Origin of the sequence: Lichenihabitans sp. PAMC28606 (assembly GCF_020616535.1) — a bacterium.
GTDB classification, from domain to species: domain Bacteria; phylum Pseudomonadota; class Alphaproteobacteria; order Rhizobiales; family Beijerinckiaceae; genus Lichenihabitans; species Lichenihabitans psoromatis.
The window spans coordinates 512253-534734 of sequence record NZ_CP085136.1 but is presented as its reverse complement, the minus strand read 5'-3'; the positions used below and the strand labels follow the sequence as shown (position 1 = coordinate 534734).

General features: G+C 61.3%; 19 protein-coding genes and 1 tRNA gene. 10 read left to right on the top strand and 10 right to left on the bottom strand.

Annotated elements, in window-relative coordinates; all coding sequences use genetic code 11:
• The first annotated feature begins 55 nt into the window (after positions 1 to 55).
• From LGH83_RS02530 to LGH83_RS02515, 4 genes are all read left to right on the top strand, one after another.
• A complete protein-coding gene (locus LGH83_RS02530; protein WP_227400486.1) occupies positions 56 to 1243 on the top strand; it encodes an amino acid ABC transporter permease in 1188 nt (395 codons plus the stop codon).
• 83 nt (positions 1244 to 1326) lie between these two features.
• Complete coding sequence (locus LGH83_RS02525; RefSeq protein ID WP_227401705.1) at positions 1327 to 2457, top strand: amino acid ABC transporter permease; 1131 nt, start codon at positions 1327 to 1329, stop codon at positions 2455 to 2457.
• An 11-nt stretch (positions 2458 to 2468) separates the two neighbouring features.
• Positions 2469 to 3242 carry an amino acid ABC transporter ATP-binding protein gene (locus tag LGH83_RS02520; protein ID WP_227400485.1) on the top strand — a complete coding sequence of 258 codons (774 nt, stop codon included), beginning with the start codon at positions 2469 to 2471 and terminating at the stop codon, positions 3240 to 3242.
• Positions 3243 to 3345: 103 nt separating this feature from the next.
• A complete protein-coding gene (locus LGH83_RS02515; RefSeq protein WP_227400484.1) occupies positions 3346 to 3777 on the top strand; it encodes a CHRD domain-containing protein in 432 nt (143 codons plus the stop codon).
• A gap of 112 nt (positions 3778 to 3889) precedes the next feature.
• Here LGH83_RS02515 and LGH83_RS02510 read toward each other — a convergent pair whose 3' ends face one another.
• Positions 3890 to 4183, bottom strand: a complete 294-nt coding sequence (locus tag LGH83_RS02510) for a DUF1127 domain-containing protein (protein WP_227400483.1) — start codon at positions 4181 to 4183, stop codon at positions 3890 to 3892.
• Between the two features lie 113 nt (positions 4184 to 4296).
• On the opposite strand from LGH83_RS02510, the gene LGH83_RS02505 reads away from it, so the two are divergent.
• Positions 4297 to 5178 (top strand): LysR family transcriptional regulator, encoded by an 882-nt coding sequence (locus LGH83_RS02505; RefSeq protein WP_227400482.1) that lies wholly within the window; start codon positions 4297 to 4299, stop codon positions 5176 to 5178.
• A 24-nt stretch (positions 5179 to 5202) separates the two neighbouring features.
• On the opposite strand, the gene LGH83_RS02500 is transcribed toward LGH83_RS02505, so the two are convergent.
• Positions 5203 to 5718, bottom strand: coding sequence for a prolyl-tRNA synthetase associated domain-containing protein (locus tag LGH83_RS02500; protein ID WP_227400481.1), 516 nt, complete (start codon positions 5716 to 5718; stop codon positions 5203 to 5205).
• Between the two features lie 91 nt (positions 5719 to 5809).
• A complete protein-coding gene (locus LGH83_RS02495; RefSeq protein ID WP_227401704.1) occupies positions 5810 to 9550 on the bottom strand; it encodes a vitamin B12-dependent ribonucleotide reductase in 3741 nt (1246 codons plus the stop codon).
• A 486-nt stretch (positions 9551 to 10036) separates the two neighbouring features.
• On the opposite strand from LGH83_RS02495, the gene LGH83_RS02490 reads away from it, so the two are divergent.
• A complete protein-coding gene (locus tag LGH83_RS02490; RefSeq protein WP_227400480.1) occupies positions 10037 to 10444 on the top strand; it encodes an NADH:ubiquinone oxidoreductase subunit NDUFA12 in 408 nt (135 codons plus the stop codon).
• Positions 10445 to 10564: 120 nt separating this feature from the next.
• Complete coding sequence (locus LGH83_RS02485; RefSeq protein WP_227401703.1) at positions 10565 to 11200, top strand: DUF2155 domain-containing protein; 636 nt, start codon at positions 10565 to 10567, stop codon at positions 11198 to 11200.
• A gap of 18 nt (positions 11201 to 11218) precedes the next feature.
• On the opposite strand, the gene aat is transcribed toward LGH83_RS02485, so the two are convergent.
• The gene (aat, locus tag LGH83_RS02480) at positions 11219 to 11896 is read right to left on the bottom strand and encodes a leucyl/phenylalanyl-tRNA--protein transferase (protein ID WP_319799596.1); all 678 of its coding nucleotides are present in this window, start codon (positions 11894 to 11896) and stop codon (positions 11219 to 11221) included.
• 523 nt (positions 11897 to 12419) lie between these two features.
• Here aat and guaA point away from each other — a divergent pair.
• Positions 12420 to 14039: a glutamine-hydrolyzing GMP synthase gene (guaA, locus tag LGH83_RS02475; RefSeq protein WP_227400479.1), complete on the top strand. Its 1620-nt coding sequence runs from the start codon at positions 12420 to 12422 to the stop codon at positions 14037 to 14039.
• A gap of 183 nt (positions 14040 to 14222) precedes the next feature.
• On the top strand, positions 14223 to 16388 hold the full coding sequence (locus LGH83_RS02470) for a peptidase domain-containing ABC transporter (RefSeq protein ID WP_319799595.1): 2166 nt from the start codon (positions 14223 to 14225) through the stop codon (positions 16386 to 16388).
• Positions 16389 to 16502: 114 nt separating this feature from the next.
• Here LGH83_RS02470 and LGH83_RS02465 read toward each other — a convergent pair.
• Positions 16503 to 16596, bottom strand: a tRNA-Ser gene (locus tag LGH83_RS02465).
• Between the two features lie 631 nt (positions 16597 to 17227).
• On the opposite strand from LGH83_RS02465, the gene LGH83_RS02460 reads away from it, so the two are divergent.
• On the top strand, positions 17228 to 18712 hold the full coding sequence (locus LGH83_RS02460; RefSeq protein ID WP_227400477.1) for a porin: 1485 nt from the start codon (positions 17228 to 17230) through the stop codon (positions 18710 to 18712).
• 344 nt (positions 18713 to 19056) lie between these two features.
• Here LGH83_RS02460 and LGH83_RS02455 read toward each other — a convergent pair whose 3' ends face one another.
• The 5 genes from LGH83_RS02455 to LGH83_RS02435 form a co-directional block, all read right to left on the bottom strand.
• Positions 19057 to 19590 (bottom strand): sigma-70 family RNA polymerase sigma factor, encoded by a 534-nt coding sequence (locus tag LGH83_RS02455; RefSeq protein ID WP_245504367.1) that lies wholly within the window; start codon positions 19588 to 19590, stop codon positions 19057 to 19059.
• A 315-nt stretch (positions 19591 to 19905) separates the two neighbouring features.
• Positions 19906 to 20634: an anti-sigma factor domain-containing protein gene (locus LGH83_RS02450; protein WP_227400475.1), complete on the bottom strand. Its 729-nt coding sequence runs from the start codon at positions 20632 to 20634 to the stop codon at positions 19906 to 19908.
• Positions 20631 to 21182, bottom strand: a complete 552-nt coding sequence (locus tag LGH83_RS02445) for a sigma-70 family RNA polymerase sigma factor (protein ID WP_131116777.1) — start codon at positions 21180 to 21182, stop codon at positions 20631 to 20633. Before LGH83_RS02445 ends, LGH83_RS02450 begins: the two co-directional genes overlap by 4 nt.
• A gap of 126 nt (positions 21183 to 21308) precedes the next feature.
• Positions 21309 to 21659 carry a DUF423 domain-containing protein gene (locus LGH83_RS02440; protein WP_227400474.1) on the bottom strand — a complete coding sequence of 117 codons (351 nt, stop codon included), beginning with the start codon at positions 21657 to 21659 and terminating at the stop codon, positions 21309 to 21311.
• Between the two features lie 95 nt (positions 21660 to 21754).
• Positions 21755 to 22318, bottom strand: coding sequence for a fasciclin domain-containing protein (locus LGH83_RS02435; protein WP_131116772.1), 564 nt, complete (start codon positions 22316 to 22318; stop codon positions 21755 to 21757).
• Positions 22319 to 22482 lie beyond the last annotated feature (164 nt).

The window sequence follows — 22482 nt, the reverse complement described above, 5'->3', positions numbered from 1 at the left end:
TCAGGGCGATTGTCCCTGATCGCAACCATCAATCCCTGCACATCAAAGGATCGCGATGGTGGAATTAGTCGAGCGTGCGAAGCCATCAGGCGGGTCCCTGATCCAAAATCCGATCGTCCGCGGGGCGGTCTATCAGATCGTGCTCGTGGCTCTGATCGTCTTCGTGGTTTACGGAGCCGCCACCAACGCCATGACGGCGATGGAACGGCTTCGCATGCCGACCGATTTCGGCTTTCTGGGCCAGACGTCGGGCTTCGACATCAACCAGACCTTGATCCCCTATTCGCATTCCTCGACCTACGCCCAGGCCTTCTGGGTCGGCTTGATCAACACGCTGCTGGTCGGCGTCGTCGGGATCGTCTTGACCACCATCATCGGGTTCACGGTGGGAATCGCGCGCCTGTCGTCGAACTGGATCGTCGCGAAACTCGCGCTGGTCTATGTCGAAACGCTGCGGAACATTCCGCTGCTGCTGCAATTGCTGTTCTGGTACAACGCGGTTCTGAAGCCGTTGCCGGCGCCACGCCAATCGATTGCGCTGCCAGGCGGTATTTTTCTCAACAACCGCGGGCTGATTTTTCCCAATCCGCAATTCGGCGAGGGCGCTCAGTTCGTCGGGATGGCCGTCGTGATCGCGATCCTGGCCGCGATCCTGTTTACGATCTGGGCAAGCAGGCGGCAGAAGAGCACCGGCCAACAGTCGCCCGTCGGGTGGGTCTGGCTCGCTTTATTGATTGGCCTGCCGCTACTGACCTATTTCGCTCTGGGGCGGCCGATCACCTTCGACATACCGGTGTTGAAAGGCTTCAACTTCGCGGGCGGCCGGCAGGTGTTTCCCGAGTTGGTCGCCCTCGTGCTCGGCCTCTCCGTCTACACCGCGTCTTTCATCGCCGAGATCGTCCGTGCCGGCGTGCAATCGGTCGCGCACGGCCAGACCGAAGCCGCCGAAGCGCTGGGCCTTGGGGCGGGCCGCATCCGATCTCTCGTCGTGGTGCCGCAGGCCATGCGGGTGGTCATTCCGCCGCTGACAAACCAATATCTCAACCTCGTCAAGAACTCCTCCCTGGCGGTGTTCATCGGCTACCCCGATCTGGTTCAGGTTTTCGCCGGCACGGTGCTGAACCAGACCGGCGCGGCCGTGCAGGTCATGGCCATCACGATGCTGGTCTATCTCGTCATTTCGCTTTTCACCTCGGCGATCATGAATATGTATAACCGGCGCATCGCGCTGGTGGAACGGTGACGCGGATGAGCCAGATCGCCGACAAGACAGATCTAGATCCGTCGGTGACGGCCGATGCCGTGCTCGACGCTGCCGTCACCGACATGCCGTCCGGCGGCGCAGCCTTCGTCCAAACCGAGTCGCATCCCGCTCAGCCGGCGCCGATCACGGTGCGTGGTCCTTTGGCGTGGATGCGGGCCAACCTTTTCTCGACGCCGGGTTCGGGGTTACTCACCCTTCTGGCCGTTGCCTTCGTGGCCTGGGTTCTGCCGGATCTGGTGCGCTTTCTCTTCACCGATGCGGTATGGTCCGGTGACGCTGCCGCCTGCCGCACCAAGGTCGATGGCGCATGCTGGGCCTTTATTGCGCAGAAATTTCAATACGTTCGCTATGGGTCCTATCCCGAGACCCAACATTGGCGGATCGACCTGACGGAGGCGATCGGTGCCGTTCTGATCGTCTGGCTGTTGTGGACCTCGGCGCCCAAACGCAATGTCGCGGCGCTTCTGTTCTTTATCGTCTACCCGGTCTTCGCCTTTTTCCTGGTGCGCGGATCGGATCTGATTGGGTTGCCGATCATCGATACAAGTCTCTGGGGCGGCCTTTTCATCACGCTCCTCATGTCAGTGGTCGGCATCGTGGTGTCGCTCCCGGTCGGCGTTTTGCTCGCGCTTGGACGGCGCTCCGCACTGCCGATTATCCGCACGGTGTCGGTCGCCTTTATTGAAATCGTTCGCGGCGTGCCCTTCATCACGGTCCTGTTCATGGCCAATGTGATGCTGCCCTTGTTCGTGCCGGAGGCTTGGACGCCTGACCGCCTTCTGCGACCCTTGATCGGCACAGCCTTGTTCGCCTCCGCCTATATGGCCGAGGTCGTGCGCGGCGGCCTCCAGGCGATGCCGCGCGGCCAGACCGAAGGCGCCCAAGCGCTGGGGCTCGGCTACTGGCAGAGCATGCGGCTCATCATCCTGCCGCAGGCGCTGACGACCGTGATCCCCGGCATCGTTTCGACGTTCATCGGCCTCTTCAAGGATACGACCCTTGTGGCGATCGTCGGGATCTTCGATTTCCTCCGAACGCTGGAGAGCGCCCGGCTCGACCCGAATTGGGGCGGACCGACGATCACGACAACCAGCTACGTCTTTGCCGCGATGGTCTATTGGATCTTCTGTTTCGGCATGTCCCGCTACTCGCAATATACGGAGCGACGGCTGAAGGCCGGTCGCGCTCATTGAGGTCTTCTCCCATGTCGAACGCAACGGCGATCCCGAGCATCGCTCCCGCCGAGGACCTCGCGGTGAAACTCGACGGCGTCCACAAGTGGTATGGCGAGTTTCATGTCCTGAAGAACATCAACCTGAATGTCTCGCGTGGCGAACGGATCGTGATTTGTGGCCCGTCAGGGTCGGGCAAATCCACGATGATCCGGTGTATCAATCGTTTGGAAGAGCATCAAAAGGGCAGCATCGTCGTCAACGGCACGGAGCTGACCAACAATCTCAAACGGATCGACGAGGTGCGCCGTGAGGTCGGCATGGTGTTCCAGCACTTCAACCTCTTTCCGCATCTCACCATCATCGAGAATTGCACCCTGGCGCCGATCTGGGTTCGCAAGATGCCGAAGCGCGACGCTGATGCGCTCGCCATGAAATATCTGACGCGGGTCAAGATCCCGGAGCAGGCCAATAAATATCCGGGCCAGCTTTCGGGTGGTCAGCAGCAACGCGTCGCCATCGCGCGGTCGCTCTGCATGAACCCGAAAATCATGCTGTTCGACGAGCCGACCTCGGCCCTCGACCCCGAGATGGTCAAGGAGGTGCTCGATACGATGGTATCGCTCGCCAATGAGGGCATGACGATGCTGTGCGTCACCCACGAGATGGGGTTTGCGCGGCAGGTGGCCGATCGCGTGATCTTCATGGATGGCGGCGAGATCGTCGAGATGAACAAGCCCGAGGCATTCTTCGCCAATCCGCAACACGAGCGCACCAAGCTGTTCCTGAGCCAAATCCTGCACTGAGGGCTGAAGCCTGACGCTATCGCCGCCACGGCGTCGCGCTCCATATGCAGCCTGGACCGCGGCCACCCAGGCCGGTTCGGTCCGTTCCGTATGGAGACCTTCGATGCGTTCTTTCGCTTTCGCCGCCGCTCTGGTGGTCGCCGCTGTCGCAGCCGCTCCGGCTTTCGCCGAGACGATGGAGTATAAGGCCAGTCTTTCGGCCGAAACAGAGGTGCCGCCGCATGCCGACCTGAAGGGCACCGGTACGGTCGCGGCCACCTTCGACACGACCTCGATGAAGCTCAGCTATAAGGTCGATTATCAAGGCTTGACCGGAACCGCCACGGCGGCGCATTTCCACGGCCCCGCAGCAGTCGGCGCCAATGCCGGCGTGATGGTTCCTGTGGCGATCGGTTCAGGCAGCCCGATCGAAGGATCTGCGACCCTGACGGCGGATCAGGCCAAAGCTTTGGAAGACGGTAAGATGTATTTCAACATCCATACCGAAGCCAACAAGGGTGGTGAAATCCGCGGCCAGGTCGAGAAGGCTATGTAGCCCCGAGTCGACAAGCGCTCCCCCACGTCACAAACTCAAGCGGCGCGGGAGCCGCGAGCCGACAAAGTGCTTACAAACGTCGCAACATCTCACGGCGCGTCTGAATGCGCCGTCAGCGCCGACGATCGGCCCGGCGGCTCGTTGCGCGCTCCGCCAGAAACTCGCCAACATTGGAGCCGAGCGGCATCGCGGACGTGTCGACGACATCCTGGCGCGACAGACCGATGTCCGACAAATCGTGTTCGGACATCTGCGCCAGCGTCCAGCTCAAACGACGGCTTTCATAGGCCCGGCGGGGCCAGGATATGAGAGTGGACGTCGCGTTGCTGATAAGAGGCAGAACGGCGGAGATGCCGCGCCTGGCGCGGTGTCCGGTGCGGGACGGGAGCGGGATGGAGAGATGCATGGTGGACCTCGATGGACGCGTTACGAAGCGTCTAGAGTTGTAAGATAGGAACGGGTCAACCATCGGTCCAACGCATAGTTGACATAAGATCGATCGCGTATCATCATCATTGCATGCTTGATACTGACCAGCTCCGATCGTTTCTCGCCATTGTCGATACCGGCAGCTTCACGCGCGCGGCCGAGCGTGTGAACAAGACGCAAAGTGCCGTCTCGATGCATATGCGCCGCCTCGAGGAGCAGCTCGAACGGCCGTTGTTCGTCAAACAGGGGCGAGGCACCCGACTGACCAGCGATGGCGAACGGCTCGTCGATCATGCGCGACGCATGCTCGAGGTCGAAGCGGCAGCCCTTTACGATCTGAAACAGCATGGGCTCGCCGGCCGGGTCGTGTTCGGCATCCCCGACGATTACGCAGAGCCGTTCCTGCCCGACATCGTCAAGCGCTTCACGCGGCAGCATCCGCTGGTCGAACTCTCGATCGTCTGCCATCCCAGCGTCGATCTGGCCCAGCGGATTTTGACCGGCGAAGTGGATGTCGCGGTCGTGACGGATTGCGAGCGGATCAAGGGGCTCGAGATTCTTCGCGAGGAGGCTTTGTGCTGGGTGGCAGGGTTGCGATCCGGTCCCATCGAAGATCAAAGGCCGCTGCCTCTCGCCTTGTCGACGCCCACCTGCCCGTGGCGGAATGCGGCGCTCGAGGCGCTGGAGGCGGCCGGCATCGCGTCCCGTATCTTCCTCATGTCCACCAATTATGCGGCGCTTGCGCCGATCATCCAGGCCGGGCTCGCACTGACGGTTCTGCCTCGGGCCGCCGTCAACCTCGCGTCGCAGCGTCTGGTGCCGTCGAGCGCCGGGTTACCGGTTTTGAGCAATGTGAAGGTCGGGCTGCTGCGTGGCTCGTCGGGCCGCTCGAAGGAGGCCGCCGCTCTCACCGACGTCATCCGAGCCAGTATCGGCGTCGCTGCAGGCTCGGCGCTCGACGTCGCGGCCTGATTGTCATCCTCGATCGCTCGCCCGTCAGGGCAGGGGATCGGCGTCGCTGAGCGAGATCAGCAGCGGCTCATGCCCCGTCGCGCGCAGGAAGGTCATGAGATCATCGGGCGCAATCGAGGTCGTCTTGTCATTGGTCAGCGGGTGGCAGTGGATCCGTGACGCCTGCATCAAAGCCGTCTCGATCACGACTGTGACACTGCCCGATGCGTCGTTGATGGCCGCGAAGAGCGACACCGACCCGGGTCGTACGCCGAGGGTGTCGAACAGATAATCGGGCGACGCGAACGACAAGCCCCCTTTCGCGCCGATGAAGGGCCGGAGCCGCTTGAGATCGACGGCCGTGTCTTCTCCGAGCGTCACCAGGAAGAAACTGCGCTTGTTGTCGCGCAGAAACAGGTTCTTGGTGTGCGCGCCGCCCTCCGATGCCCCACGAACGGCCTGCGCTTCTTCGACGGTGAAGACCGGCGCATGCTCGACCGTCTCGGTCTCGATGCTGAGCGCGCGCAGGCGGGCGAAAAGGTCATCAGGGGTTGCGGTCATGAAAAGCTTTGATGTGCAGGTCTGTCGGACGTCCGGCGACACCAATCCGGCTCGCGCCATGGGCTGGTGTCGCTCGGGTTAGAGGTCGAGATCAGCTGCAGCCCGTGGTGGCGCCGCAGGTCTCACACTTCAAACAAGTGCCGTTCCGCACCAGCGTGAAGTTCTGGCACTCGGGGCATGATTCACCGACATAGCCCTTCATCCGAGCCTCGGCCTTCTTCTCGGCGACGCTGGTGCGCGGCCCGGACTGCGCAGGCTCGCTCCATGCGAGACCCGCGAGAGCTTCCTGCGTGGCTTCCGACACGGCCTGCGCCATCTCCTGCTTCAGCGCCGTCGCGCCATCGGTCGCGTAAGCCTGTGCCGTCACAGGAGTCCCACGCGTCGGCTCGGCCGATGTCGACGTTCCGGCAGCCGGGCCGCCGCGCACGAGCATGAAGCGGTCGGCTTTCGAACGCACGAGGCCCTTCGAGACGACTCCCGTATCCGATTGCGGCCGGCCTTCGCTGGCTTTGCCCTCGGTTTCGCCCTTGCCCATCGCGTCAAAGCCGAGATCGCTCGGCACCACGTGAGCGAGATCGCTACGGTCGAGATAGGACACCGCAAGTTCGCGGAACACGTAATCGAGGATCGAGGTCGCGTTCTTGATCGCGTCATTGCCCTGCACGGGGCCCGACGGCTCGAAGCGGGTGAACGTAAAGGCATCGACATATTCGTCCAGCGGCACGCCATATTGCAGGCCGAGCGAGATCGCGATCGCGAAATTGTTCATCATCGACCGGAAGGCGGCGCCCTCCTTATGCATATCGAGGAAGATCTCGCCGAGGCGGCCGTCTTTATACTCGCCGGTCTTGATATAGATCTTGTGGCCGCCGACGATCGCCTTCTGGGTGTAGCCGGTACGGCGGTTCGGCAGTTTCTCGCGCTCGCGGCGGCGCTCGATCCGTTCCACGACGCGCTCGACGATCCGCTCCGCGACTTCTGCGACGCGGGCCGGGGTCGATGCGGCCATCAGGGTCTCGACCGCATCCTCCTCGTCGTCATCCTGCTCGATCAGTTGCGAGTTCAGCGGCTGAGACAGCTTCGAGCCATCGCGATAGAGCGCGTTGGCCTTCAGGCCGAGCCGCCAGGACAGCATGTAGGCGTCCTTGCAATCCTCGACGAGCGCATCGTTCGGCATGTTGATGGTCTTGGAGATCGCGCCCGAGATGAAGGGCTGCGCGGCCGCCATCATCCGGATGTGGCTCTCGACCGAGAGATAGCGCTTGCCGGTGCGGCCGCAGGGATTGGCGCAATCGAACACGGCGTAATGCTCGACCTTGAGGTGCGGCGCCCCCTCGAGCGTCATGGCCCCGCAGATATGCACGTTGGCGGCATCGATCTCGGCTTTGGTGAAGCCGAGGAACGGCAACAGTTCGAAGCTCGGATCGTCGAGCTTCTCAGCCGGCACCTTGAGAACGCCGGTGAGGAAATCGGCCCCAAGCGCCCATTTGTTGAACGCGAACTTGATGTCGAAGGCGCTCGCGAGCGACTTCTCCAGCCCGTCGAGCTTTTCGGCCGTGAAGCCACGGGCACGGAGGCTGGACTGGTTGACGCCCGGCGACTGCCGGAGGCTGGCGTGACCGACCGCATAGACCTCGATCTCGGCAATCTCGGATTCACGGTAGCCGAGCGAGCGAAGGGCCTCGGGAACGGCCCGATTGATGATCTTGAAGTAGCCGCCACCAGCCAGCTTCTTGAACTTCACCAGGGCAAAGTCCGGCTCGATGCCGGTCGTATCGCAATCCATCACAAGGCCGATGGTGCCGGTCGGCGCCACGACCGTGGTCTGCGCGTTGCGGTAGCCATTCTGTTCGCCGAGCGTGATGGCTTTGTCCCAGGCGATCTTCGCACGCTCGATCAGGATCGGGTCCGGGCAATCGCCCGCGACCAGCGGCACCGGCGCAACCGCGACCTCTTCATAGCCGGCAGCGTCGCCATAGGCCGCGCGGCGGTGGTTCCGCATCACCCGCAGCATCGAGTCGGCATTCGGCGCGTAACCGGGGAAAGCCCCGAGGTCACCGGCCATTTCGGCCGATGTGGAATAGCAGACACCCGTCATGATGGCCGACAGGGCGCCGCAGATCGCGCGACCTTCGTTCGAATCATAGGGGATGCCAGACGCCATCAGCAGGCCGCCGACGTTGGCATAGCCGAGGCCGAGGGTCCGATATTCGTAGGAAAGTTGAGCGATTTCCTTGGAGGGGAATTGCGCCATCAGCACCGAAATTTCGAGCACGATGGTCCAGAGCCGCACCGCATGCTCATACGAGCGGACATCGATCCGCTTGGTCTTGTCGTCGCGGAACTGCAACAGGTTCAGCGAGGCAAGGTTACAAGCCGTGTCGTCCAGGAACATATATTCCGAACACGGATTGCTGGCGCGGATGGGGCCGGCGGCCGGGCAGGTGTGCCAGTCGTTGATGGTCGTGTGATATTGCAGGCCGGGATCGGCGGAGGCCCAAGCCGCATAGCCGATCTTGTCCCACAATTGCTTGGCCGGGAGCGTCTTATGGACCTTGCCATCGAGACGACGCAGCAGGTTCCAAGGCTGATCATCCTCGACGGCGCGCAGGAAATCGTCCGTCACCCGAACCGAATTATTCGAGTTCTGGCCCGCGACCGTCAGATAGGCCTCGGAGTCCCAATCAGTGTCGAATTCCGGAATGTCGACGGTGGTGTGTCCCTGGCGGCCAAGCTGCATGACGCGCTTGATCATGCCGTCCGGAACCGCGCTCTTGCGCGCCAGTTTGATCTCGCGCTTCAGCGCGGGGTTCTTTTCCGGGTTAAAGCAATCGTCGCCATGACCCTCGCAATTCAGGCAGGCGCGCAGAATGGCTTTGAGGTGCCGCTTGTTCAGCTTGGAGCCGGTCACGAGCGCCGCGACCTTCAACTCCTCCATCACCTTCCAATCGATATAGGCCTCGATGTCGGGATGGTCGGCATCGACCACCACCATTTTGGCGGCACGGCGTGTCGTGCCGCCCGACTTGATGGCGCCGGCGGCGCGATCGCCGATCTTGAGGAAGCTCATCAATCCGGACGAGCGTCCGCCGCCACTGAGCTTCTCGCTTTCGCCGCGCAGGTGCGAGAAATTGCTACCCGTGCCGGAGCCGTACTTAAAGAGCCGCGCCTCGCGGACCCAGAGGTCCATGATACCGCCTTCGTTCACGAGATCATCGGCCACCGATTGAATGAAGCAGGCATGCGGCTGCGGGTGCTCGTAAGCCGAAGAGGAGGCCGTCAGCTCGCCGGTCTTGTAGTCGACGTAATAATGGCCCTGGCCGGGGCCATCGATGCCATAGGCCCAGTGCAGGCCGGTGTTGAACCATTGCGGCGAGTTCGGCGCCACCATCTGGCGCGCCAGCATGTAGCGGAGTTCGTCATGGAAGGCCTGCGCATCGACCTCGGAGGCGAAATAGCCGCCCTTCCAGCCCCAATAAGTCCAGGTTCCAGCAAGGCGATCGAACACCTGCTTGGCTGAATGTTCAGAAACGAAACGCTCCGCTTCCGGCAATGTCGCAAGCGCCTCGGAATCTGGCACCGACCGCCATAGGAAAGAGGGAACGTCATTCTCTTCGACACGCTTCAGCCGAGCCGGAACGCCGGCTTTGCGGAAATATTTCTGCGCCAGAACGTCGGCCGCGACCTGGCTGAACGCTGCCGGCACGTCGATGTCGTCCAGCGCGAACACGATCGACCCATCCGGGTTGCGGATTTCACTCCGGGTTTTCCGAAATGCGATCGAGTCGTAGGGAGCGCCTGCGGTCGTGGTGAAAAGCCGTTCGATATGCATCGCTTGATACCTTCGGAATCGATCGAGCTCCAAAAAGGAAAGCATCCTTCGAGACTCAACCGCAATTTCTTATTCGACGACAAAGCCTGTCGGTCGCCTTGGCGCCCAACATCCGCTCGTCACGCTCGACTGATGGAACTCGACACGCCGACCGCGAGCTCAACGCCTCACGATCGACAACAGGCTCGAATGATACGTCTTGGCTTCTTGACGAGTCCATTGATCTATCATGTGGACGGCCTGGACCCTGAGACGGTCATGTCTTGACTCTCGCGATCAAGAGGCGAAATCCATGATCAGATCGAGTCTATCAAGCAAGATATGGTGTGTTTTCCGTCATTTGCGACCGCGATGACGATTCTGTCTCCCAAATGCCGCAGCCCTCGGCGCGTCAAAAGGGATCGGCTGGGGTGGCCGCCCTTTACGTCGCGGCTCGCACGCGACATAAGACAGCCGAAGCCACGACCACGAGTGAACGGTGCTGCCATGACGTTCAAGACCAACCTGTTGCAGGTGCTGACCTGGTGGAGCGGCCAGACCTACGGCACGCGCTTTTACACCTGGCGGTTCGGCGAACGCGTCGGCACCGATGAATTCGGCAACATCTATTATCGCAAGCCGGGGATCGACCCGAGCTTGAAGTTCGAGCGTCGCTGGGTGATCTACGCCGGCCAGATCGATGGGTCGATGACGCCGCCCGGTTGGTACGGCTGGCTGCACCACACTGTCGATACGCCGCCGACCGACGAGACTTACGTTCCGCGCGAGTGGCAAAAGCCGCATCTGCCCAACATGACGGGCACTCCATTGGCCTATCGGCCGCCGGGATCGATTTCAAACGAAGGCACCCGGCCGACTGTCGGCGGCGATTATGGCGCGTGGACACCGAACTAAGACCGAGCCTCAGCCCAAACTTTGACACATCGGCCTACCAAAGGCAGTGACGTCGGATCCAACATCGTCCTGTCTCCAGAGCGAAAGCTGCCGGTGCCCTTCAAGATCAATCGTTTCTCGATGCCGCAAATCCGTCGGCACGTGGGTGTCGCGGCGCTCCTCGGCGCGACCCTTCTGCCCGGCATCGCCTCAGCCGATAAGATCAAGAACCCGACAGCGGTGTTCTCCGGTCTCGACAAGATCACCGGGCGAATCATTTCATTCGAGGTCGCGATCGACGAGACGGTTCAGTTCGGATCGCTGCAGGTGACCGCCCGCGTCTGCTACACGCGGCCGCCGACCGAAGCGCCGCAGACCGATACGTTCGTCGAAGTCGATGAAGTTACGTCCGACAAGGACTATAAGCGCATCTTCTCGGGCTGGATGTATGCGGCGAGCCCCGGCCTGCATGGCATCGAACATCCGATCTACGATATCTGGCTGACGGGCTGCAAAGGCGGCACCGACATCATCGTCGACACACCTGCCGCTACGGCCGATGCCGGCGCACCGGCGACAGACGCGCCGCCGCCCGATAATGCCACCAAGCCGCCGGCCCCGAACACGCCACCGCCGAAGCCGAAGCGTGTCGTCCGACAAAACCCGCGCCCGGAGGACAATCCCGAGGCGCGTCGCCAGCCCGTGCAGAGCTTCTTCCCGGCGACAGATTATACCGCAGAGCCGGTCGTCGGCCACGATCCCGCAGGCCGTAAATAAGCCTAAGCCTTCCCAGGCTTAAGCTTTCGCGTTTCGCACGACTGCAAGCGCGGTCGTTCCATCGATACCGGCGCGTTGGCCAAAGGGGTGGAATGTCGCCTCCCGTTCGGTCGCGGCGGCGAGTCTCGCGCGATAGACCGCTTTCGGGATCTCGATGGCACCGAGGCTCGCCAGATGCGGCGTGATGAATTGCGTATCCAGAAGGGTGAAGCCGCCGTCGATCAGCCGGGCCGCCAGATGAACGAGGCAGACCTTGGAGGCGTCGGTCGCGCGGTGGAACATGCTCTCGCCGAAGAAGGCCGCCCCGATGTGAAGGCCATAGAGGCCGCCGACCAACGTGTCGTTTTCGTAAGCCTCGATCGTGTGGACGTGCCCCATCGCGAACAGATCCCCAAAGAGCGATCGGATCCGCGCATTGATCCAGGTGTTGTCTCGGCCCGGGGCAGGGGCCGAACATCCCGCGATCACGCTCTCGAAATCGCGGTCGGCCACGACCTCGAACCGATCGGACCGGATGGTCTTGGCGAGGCTCTTCGAGACCGCGATCGCCGTGAGATCGAACACACCGCGATCCTCGGGGTCGACCCAGAACAGAGCCTCATCCTCGGCAGTTTCGGCCATCGGAAACAGGCCGATCGAATAAGCCCGGAGAATGATGTCGGGCGTGATAGCGATCTGCTGACGGGGACGACGCATGCTCTTCAATCGCGGCCGAACGCGCCTCGGTCAAGCCACCCGCGTCGCATTGCATCTTCCCGCCTCGGCTACCAGGATGCGATGCTTGTTTCGGAATATCTGCTCTGACGATGGAAACGCCGCCGCGTCCAGGCGATCATCCGTCGAACCGCTGCGCGAGGCAGCCAGGGCTTAGCCTCCGAGGGTGGAGGATCGGGCTCGATGCCGAGCCCGAAACGGGCAGGTATTTGATCGGGCTTCATCAGCCAAGCACTCATTCTGGGTCTCCTGAGCCGCTGATGTAAGGGTCGTTACTTGTCGCCTCGCTAAATCCATGGGTCGGATCCGGGTATAAATCCGTTTACCCTCCTGCGGGCATTCGCTGCGGAGGGTGTGATCCAACACCGCTTTGCGCGCGGGGCTAAACCCGCTAGAGGATCGAGGCTCGCGGTCGGGCCTGCCCGGCACGATGAAACGATCCCGGCATTTTGCGTCGCGGCCCAAGAGGCCGCTACAGCGCGCCGATCTATGAGGACGCGACACGATGGTGGCCCCCGCAGCAATCCGTTCCAGCTCCGACGACGCCACGCAGGGGCGGGACGGCGGAGCGCCGGGCCAGCATGACGCGATCCTGATCATCGATTTTGGCTCGCAGGTCACCCAATTGATCGCGCGGCGCGTACGTGAAGCCGGCGTTTATTGCGAGATCGCGCCGTTTCAGAAAGCCGACGAGGCGTTTCAGCGCCTCCATCCCAAAGGTGTGATTTTCTCGGGCGGTCCCGCCTCGGTCGTTGATGCCGGCAGTCCGCGCGCGCCGGCGGCGGTCTTCGAGGCCGGGGTGCCGATTTTAGCAATTTGCTACGGCCAGCAAACGCTTGCGTTGCAGCAGGGCGGCGCTGTCGAGGGGGGCCATGCCCGCGAATTTGGACGCGCCGATGTCGAGATCCGCGCCGCGAGTCCTTTGTTCGACGGAGTGTGGGACGTCGGCGGCCGATATCCGGTGTGGATGAGCCATGGCGACCGGGTAACGCGGCTTCCCCCCGGATTCACCGTCGTCGGGACGTCCGACAACGCCCCTTTCGCGATCGCGGTCAATGAGGAGCGGCGTTTCTACACCACCATGTTCCATCCGGAGGTGGTGCATACGCCCGATGGCGCGAAGCTGTTGCAGAACTTCGTCCACAAGATCGTTGGCCTTCGGTCGGATTGGACGATGGCGGCTTATCGGCGCGAGATGATCGAAAAGATCCAGCGGCAGGTGGGCTCGTCCAAGGTGATTTGTGGCCTCTCCGGCGGCGTCGATTCGGCCGTTGCGGCCGTGTTGATCCACGAGGCGATCGGCGACCAACTCACCTGCGTGTTCGTTGATCACGGTCTGATGAGGGCCGGGGAAGCCGATCAGGTCGTCGGCCTCTTCCGCGACCATTACAATATTCCGCTCGTCCATGTGAATGCCGAGACGCTGTTCCTCGATGCGTTGGAGGGCGTCTCCGATCCGGAGACGAAACGAAAGACGATCGGCCGGCTCTTCATCGAGGTGTTCGACGAGGAGGCCAGCAAGGTCGGGGGCGCCAAGTTTCTGGCACAAGGCACGTTATACCCGGACGTCATCGAGAGCGTGTCTTTCTCGGGCGGTCCGTCCGTCACGATCAAATCGCATCATAACGTTGGCGGCCTTCCCGAGCGTATGAACATGGCGCTGGTCGAGCCCTTACGCGAACTATTCAAGGACGAAGTGCGGGCGTTGGGCCGCGAGCTCGGTTTGCCGGAGGCGTTCGTCGGCCGGCATCCGTTCCCAGGGCCGGGGCTGGCGATTCGCTGCCCAGGCGAGGTGACCCGCGACAAGCTCGATATCCTGCGTCAGGCGGACGCGATCTATCTGGACGAGATCCGCAAAGCGGGGCTTTACGACACGATCTGGCAGGCCTTTGCGGTGTTGCTCCCGGTCCGCACCGTCGGTGTGATGGGCGATGGGCGCACCTACGACCAAGTCTGCGCCCTGCGAGCCGTGACCTCCGTCGACGGCATGACGGCGGATTTCTTCCCGTTTGACATGAACGTCCTCGGCCGCGTCGCGACCCGCATCATCAACGAGGTCCGCGGCATAAACCGCGTCGTCTATGATGTGACCAGCAAGCCTCCCGGCACCATCGAGTGGGAATAATTCGTGGCCCATGCGTATTCTCGACGAGGTTGCTTCTCGTTACGGAAGGCGACCAAGCGATCACCTTGTGCTATAGCGATCCGACTGCCGTGACAGGAATTCCGATCGATGGACGACACAAGCCAGCCATCAGCCAGCGCTGACGAAGGGCCTGCACATAGCGCTTTGCGATGCCTGAGTCTGGTGGCCAGGCATCACGGCCTGAACGTCACGCTCGACCGATTGGTCAAGGATTTTGGGCCGTCGAGCGATGAAGCGACATCGAATCAGCTCGTCACTCTCGCGCAAGCTTCAGGTCTACGCGCCAAGGCCGTGACGCTGGATTGGGACGGCCTCACCAAAATTGCGAAGACCTTTCCGGCGGTGGTGAAGCTGAAGAACGGCAATGCAATGCTGCTTGTCGACGTCGGCGAAAACCCGAAGCTGTCCTGGGCCAAGCTCCGGGATCCGATGTCTCCGGGCGAACTCGAGCTCGTGGTGGACCGCCATCGCTTGGAAGAGGCGTGGAGCGGCGAGATTGTCTTGTTCAGCCGCAGCTATGCGATTTCCGATGAGACCAAGCCGTTCAGTGCTCAGCTCGTGGCTAGCCTCGTTTTCCGTGAGCGCCGGATCGTGCGCGATGTGGTGATCTGCGCCGCAATCCTGAGCTTGCTGGCGCTCACACCGGTCATCTTCTTTCGCCTGATGTCGGACCGGGTGTTTCAATCCCACAGCATCAGCACCTTCATCGTCATTTGTCTGGGCATGGCGGTGCTGACCGCCTTCGATGTCGTCTTCGCAGCGATCCGCCGCTACCTCGTTCTTCATCTGACGACACGAATCGACATCAAGCTCTCGACCTATATCTTCGATAAAGTGCTGAGCCTGCCGATCGACTTTTTCGAGCGCAATCCGATCGGTCTCATCGCGTTTAGGCTCAGCGAGAGCAACAAGATCCGCCTGTTCCTGACCGGACAGATGTTCGGAAGCGTTCTCGATCTTGGGATCTTGCTGGTCTTCCTCCCCGTCATGGCCTTCTTTAGCCCGATCCTGACCGCGATCGTGCTGGTCTGCTGTGTGGCGATCTTCACCTGGATCGTCTTGATGATGCCGTTGATGCGGCGGCGACTGTCGGTCGTCGTGGCGGCCGAAAGTGCCCGCTCATCCTTCATGATCCAGACCTTGCAGGGCATACGGACCGTCAAGTCGCTCGCGCTCGACGCGCGGCAGCGCAAGCTTTGGGACGGGTTGAACAGACGCGCCGCCATGGCCCGCATCGCCGAAGGCCGCACGTCGAATATGGTTCAGACCGTCGTCGCGCCGCTGGAAAAGCTGATGGTGAGCGGCACCTTCGCGTATGGCGTTTATCTGGCGACCGCCAACGACGATCCGATCTCGGTCGGCGGTCTGCTGGCGTTCCTGCTGCTCAGTCAGCGCGTGGCGACGCCGCTGATCCAAGCCGCCAAATTGGTCAGCCAGTTGGACGATGCGCGGATCGCCATCCAGGTTGTCTCCAACGTGGTCAATCAACCCGCGGAGGAGGGGCGTTCCGGCCACGGCGTCAAAACGCCGTTACAGGGGCACCTCGAATTCTCGAAAGTGCAGTTCAGCTACAAAGGCTCGACGCGACGAGCCCTCAACGACGTGACGTTCAATATCGCGCAAGGCACGACGCTCGGCGTCATGGGGCGCAGCGGCTCGGGGAAGACGACCATCACGCGCCTTTTGCAGAGGCTGCATTCCGATTACCGAGGGTCGATCAAAATCGATGGCCTCGATATCCGAGACTATGACATCGATCACCTGCGGAGCAGCCTCGGTGTGGTCCTGCAGGATAATTACCTGTTCACCGGGACCATCAAAGAGAACATCACAATCGCGAAACCGAACGCGACCTATGACGAGATGGTGGCGGCGGCCCGCCTCGGCGGCGCGCAGGAGTTCATCGACAAGCTGCCTCGCGGCTACGAGACTTATATTTTCGAGGGGTCGCCGAATCTGTCGGGCGGCCAACGCCAGCGACTCGCGATCGCTCGTGCGCTCATCACCGATCCGAAATTGCTGATTCTCGATGAAGCGACGAGTGCACTCGATGCCGAAAGCGAGGCGATCGTCAACGCCAACATCGAATCGATCGCAAACGGGCGAACCATGTTGGTGATCTCGCATCGGCTATCGTCCCTGGTGCGCTGTGACGCCATCATGGTTCTTGATCAAGGCACGGTTCACGATATCGGCACGCACGAGGAACTGCTCGGCCGCTGCGAGATTTATTCGAGCCTTTGGAACCAGCAGCATCAGCATCAGCAGGGCGCATCGCGCGCCGCGCAGATCCGGCCGAAATTGGTCTATCGCGGTCCGCGAATCTAATTCGGCCGTCCCACCCCCGTCGTTCTGCAGAATTTGCGCGCCATCGTCATCGTCCCGATGCTTCGAGAGAGTGCGGGGAGGCAAGACATCAAGATGGGGGAGAGAAGCAACAATTGGCGGAGACGGAGGGATTCGAACCCTCGATAGGGCTTTACAACCCTATAACGGTTTAGCAAACCGCCGCCTTCAGCCTCTCGGCCACATCTCCGCTCGCCGCAGTCCGTGGACCAGCAACGTCCAGACCTATGCCCGAAGAGGCCCGGCATGGCAAGCGTTCGATGCCCGTATCAGGGCGCCGAAGCGGCTGGGAGATTGGGAACGGGACGTCATCCGACCCGGACACGAGATGTGAGTGCGGCACCGAGCCGTCGTCGAACGTTGGCGATCAAAGCCATGAATCAGCGCAAGCGAGATCTAATGCCACGATCGGCCCACGGTCGTTAAAGCGACTGATGCCGCTAATCGCATATGTGGCATGCTTTTTTGCCGACACGCGGCAACAAGGCAACATTGGGTCGAAAATTCGTTGCTCGAATGTCACAATCCGAAGTGAAACCCCCCACGGAAGGGCGTTGGGACCATTCTGGCGTTTGTGGCCGAGGGGTCGCCGCGTATGTTGATTTTGCGAACGGGGGTTACCCCACGCTCAGATCGGAACGGAATTCTTGCAAAGATGCCATCGGCCAAGACGCCGGGTTTTGTAAGGGCAAGTCCGGGTTGATAAGGAGGTTAGAGTAGCAACGGTTCGATAAAGTTGGAATGAAGACGGTCCGGTCTCAATCTGCTTCGAACAAGAGCAAGTCTAATCTCGTTGGGTCTTTCAAACTGGAGGTTGTACTATGAAGCTCGTTAAGAGTCTTCTTCTTGGTTCGGTGGCCGGAATGGCCGCTATTGCTGGCGCGCAGGCTGCTGATTTGCCGTTTCGGAAGGCTGCCCCGGTCGAATACGTTCGCGTTTGCGACTGGACCGGCGCTGGCTACTTCTACATCCCGGGCACCGACACCTGCTTGAAGGTCGGCGGCATCATCCGCGCCGAATATGCCTACATCCAGAACAACTCGGCCTTTTTCCCGACCCCGGGCGTCAGCACGGTTGCGGCTCCGCGCGCCACCGGCACGTTCATCCCGGGCCGTAGCCGTGACGCAAGCGGCTTCTTCGCTCGCGGTCGTATCGACGCCGACGCTCGCACGCAGACCGCCTATGGCACGCTGCGCACCTACGTCCGCTTCCAGATCGATCGTCTGCAGGGCAACTACTCGGGCGGCGGTGTCGCTGGTGGTCAGAACTCCTTCGCCAACCAGGGCGGCAACAACGCCTATCTCGACAAGGGCTTCATCCAGTTCGCTGGGTTCACGGCCGGTCGCGTTCAGTCGTTCTTCGACTTCTACGCCGACAACTACAACTTCGAAGGCATTGCCAACTCCGACGAAAGCAACAACGTCTTCGCTTACACCGCGACGTTCGGTGGCGGCTTCTCGGCAACGATCTCGGTCGAAGACCGCAACGGTCGTAACCTCGGCCAGAACATCGGCAACATCGCGTTCGGCAACGGCGCCATCAACCCGGCCGCTGGCCTCAACGGTCTGGCTGGCGCGAACGCCGTCTACGCTGGCGAGACGATCCCGGATGTGGTCGGTGTCCTGCGCGTCGATCAGGCTTGGGGTGCGGCTCAGATCTCGGCTGCCTACCATGACGTGAACACGGTTGCGGGTCCGCTCGGCAACGTGGCGATCGCCAACCAGTTCGCCAACTCGACCACGGAAGGCTTCGCGGTTCAGGGCGGCGTGCAGATCAAGCTGCCGATGCTGGCTGCTGGCGACGATCTGTGGATCGAAGGCGGCTACCAGGAAGGCGCTTACCTCTACCAGGATTCTTCGAACTACCTGAACGCCGGCTTCAACTCGCTCGCGCTCGGCGGCTTCCAGCATATCGACCGTGACGCTGTCGCGATCGGCAACGGCACTGGCGGTTACACCCTCCAGAAGGGGTCGGGCTTCCACGTCATGGGCGCCTTGCACCACTACTTCACGCCCCAGTTCCACGACGTTCTGTTCGGTTCGTACGAGACGATCGGCTACGGCAACATCGTCAAGAACATCGACTGGACCCGTGGCGGTATCGGCGACGCATCGGAATTCCGCGTCGGCAACCAGTTCATCTTCACCCCGGTTCACGACCTGAACTTCGGCGTGGAAGTGATCTACATGCGCATCGACCAGACCTTGGCTCACGAACTCGGCCAGGCCGCGACCGCTCTGCCGGTCGGCGTCAAGAAGAACCCCGATGCCTTCGAGGCTCGCCTCCGCGTCGAGCGCGACTTCTAAGTCGACTCGGTTCGTCCAAAAAAGAAGCCCGGCGCGAAAGCGCCGGGCTTTTCTATTGAATAGGCCCCGACATCATCTTTCGACGACGCAGCGCGGCGCTTCTCAGCAACACGGCACAATGCGTCATGGCAAAGCGGGGACTGAGCCGGATATCTTTCGGTGAGGCCTGAGGCCGTCGCTACCGGCGCTGATACAGAGTACAGCGACGCCCCGACGATGTCCGTCATCACCAGGCCGCGTCAGATCATCGGCTACGTTTTCAGCTCGATACAGAACGGCCGCGCGAGAGCGCCGCGGCATCCCACCGGCCTAAACACAGTTGAGAAATAAGGGACGGATGGGGCTTAGTTTCGTTCCCACATCATGACACTGCCGAGTTCGCCCATGGCGTTCCATTCCGGCTTGCCGACGTCGCTTGTTGTTTCCAAAGCCATGAGGGCCGCGATGGCGGTTCGCGCCCGGTTGACGCGGCTCTTCAACGTCCCGAGAGCACAACCGCAGATCTGCGCCGCTTCTTCGTAGGCAAAACCAGACCCGCCAACCAGGATCAAGGCCTCCCGCTGTTCGGCCGGGAGCTTCTGCAGCGCGGTGCGGAGATCCTGCAAATCCATATGCCCGTTCTGCTCGGGCACCGACACGAGGCGAGCCGCCATGGTGCCTTCAGCGTCCTCGACCTCACGACGCCGCTTCCGATATTCCGAGTAGAAAACGTTCCGCAGGATCGTAAACAGCCAAGCCGACATGCTCGTGCCCGGCGTGAATGAATTCTGATTGATCCAGGCCTTCATCAAGGTCTCTTGAACTAGATCATCGGCACGATCGGCATTTCCGCAAAGCGAGAACGCAAAGGCCCGCAGGCTCGGAATAGTCCGAAGCATATCGTCTTTGAGAGCATGTGTCGGTTTCGGTTCGGCGGAATGCAGCGTCGTTTGCTCTGCCTCAGACGACTCCGTCGTGGATGCGGCCGAGCCTTGACCTTGTTCGGCTTCGTTCACACCCATGTTCAACTCCCCTCGCCGAGCCACTCGATCAGACGCTATCCTGTCGAGCCTAGCGTTAACCTACTATGATCGTCCAAACGATGATGGCATCGCGACCGTGACGTCGCTTTGACAGGCTGCGTAACGCAACTTGGGCCACATGTTTAAAACCGTTACATTAGATATCGGACCGCCGGCGGTGGAAATCAAGTTTTACGGCCCGGTTCGCAGCAGATGTCCGAAGAAAACCGGAGCACCTGATGGGACGCCATTCACAGATCCGCCCGGTGGCTCGATCGTGACGGCATATGTGGCTCGTTCCAAGACGGCGCGCGAGACATTCGGGAGTTTTGTTTGCGAGACATGATCTTCGCCAAGGATCCCAAGTGACTTCGGCGCACCGAGATCGGCATCGATGATCCACAATTCGTAAGACTTGCCTTGGATCGGGGTCGCAGCGACAGGATTGATCGACAGAGCATTGTCCCGAAGATCGGCCCGCATCACGAAAGCCGGAGCGTCGTTCGTCTTCTGCAACACGGCCACAAGAGGCTCGTTCATACCACGCGTCCCCATGAAGGGCGAGACCGCAACCCAAAGCGCCAAGGCGGCCGCGAGCGCCATCGACGCGACAGCGACTTGTTTCCAACGCTGCAGTTGCCGGCTGAGTAGAACCACATTCCCGGCAGCACCGATTCCAGCGGCACTCAAACCCATGATCCGCGCCAGGATCGACGACCATAATTCGCTTGGCGGCTCCACCTCGGGCGCTGCCTCATAAAGCGGGGCCAGACGATGTTCCCAAGCCGTGACGGCACCATCGAAAACGGGGTCACTGACACGGCGAAGCGACGCTTGCGTCCGCTCGGCGTGATCGAGCGTTCCGAGAACATATTCTCCAGCCAGCATGTCGGGATGATCGGCGGTTTCGGGAGTCGTCATGATGCGAGACAGTTCTTCAACTGGGCCAGGCTTCTGTGCAGCCATGTCTTGATGGTGGCGGTCGGGTGGTTGAACCGCCGCGCGAGCGCATCGCGACTCAGACCGCGATAGTAAGCCAAAAGTAGGATTTCACGACGCTCCGGATCGAGCGTTTGCAGGCATACCAGCAGGGCCTTGAAGCTGTCGCTTCGTTCCATACTATCGAGGGGATGATCCACCTCGGCAGGAATCTCGAGCCCCTCGCTGATGTCGTCCTGCATGGCTGAGTGGGACGGACGGCGAACCTCATCGAGCGCCCGATTGCGTGCGATGACGGCCATCCATGTGATCGGGGACGCTTTCCCAGGGTCGAAATCGACGGCCTTCTGCCAGATTTTCACATAGACCTCCTGAAGAATTTCGTCCGCCAAGCTCCTGCTGACCAAAATACGCAAAACGATTCCATAGAGTTTACGGTTCGTCGCGTTGTATAAAACCTCAAAGGCCGCCTGATCGCGTTGTGCCACCCGTTGCAGCACCACAGCGAGTTCACGGGACGAACCAAGCATTTCCTGCCCCACCAGCTGACGTCCAAAGGCCACCCGCCCTGATACGCTTAGCTGGTTCTATGCGACTTCGCCGTGTTCACCAAGGCAGGAGCACTCGTTCCGAAAATTGGGTCGGCCCCAGCGCGATCAGGCCTTCGTCGCTCCCATCACGGCGCGGTACACCATGGCCAGACCGACCACCAGCCACCCTACGATCAACAGACTTCCGCCGATGGGAGCCGCCGTGGGCCACGGCCGTTCGCCGGTCAAGCCGGCGAGAGCCAATTCTCCGGAGAACAACACGGCCCCGATGAGCATGGCGATGACCCCGACCAACACCGCCCGTGATGTCGAATGCTGCGTCGATGCCAGGATCGCAAAGATGGCGGCCGCATGGATCAACATCATATTGGCGGCAATCGCCGTGATGTCTCCTCCGCCACGATGAGCCGCCGCTGCCGCAACAGCAATTCCCCCGGCGCCGAGCAATCCCGCCAAGCCCTGCAGGCCCGTTGCAATTAACGAAACGGACCCGCTGGTCTGACGCCGCGCAGGTCGCGGCGCCTCTGTCGTTTTTCGATCTGTTTCGGGCATCAGCCCGGGATCATGACCGTGTCGATGACGTGAATGACGCCGTTCGACTGCATGACATCCGGAATGGTAATGCGCGCGACGTCACCCTTGGCATCGGTCACATCGAGACCCTTGCCATGCGCCGTTACGGTGAGAGTATCGCCATTCACGGTCTTCAGCTCGGCCTTGCCGCCACCAGCCTTGACCTGCTGCTTCAATTCAGCGGCCGTCAGGGTGCCGGGAACGACATGATAGGTCAGGATCGCGGTCAGCTTGTCCTTGTTCTCAGGCTGAACAAGGCTCTCGACAGTGCCCTTGGGCAGCTTGGCGAAGGCGCGGTTGGTCGGCGCGAAAACCGTGAACGGGCCGGGGCCCGACAGCGTATCGACGAGACCGGCGGCCTTGACGGCTGCAACAAGCGTCGTGTGATCCTTGGAATTCACGGCATTTTCGACGATGTTCTTGGTCGGATACATCGGTGCACCACCGACCATCTTGACGGCAGCGTAAGCGGCCGGGGCAGCGGCGACGCCAAGAGCGAGCACGATACCGGCGACGAACTGGCTGTTCCTGTTCGAAAACATGTTTACCTCCACAAGGTCAGCCTCCTCAAGGGAGACAGCTTAAGTTACGCGGCTCTTATCAAAGAGTTTCAGAGTTCAATGGCCGGTTGAAGGGCAGTAACCTTGGCGGCTCGCCCGAGACGTGGCCCAGACCCAACCGTGACGGCGGCGATCGATCGGCCTTC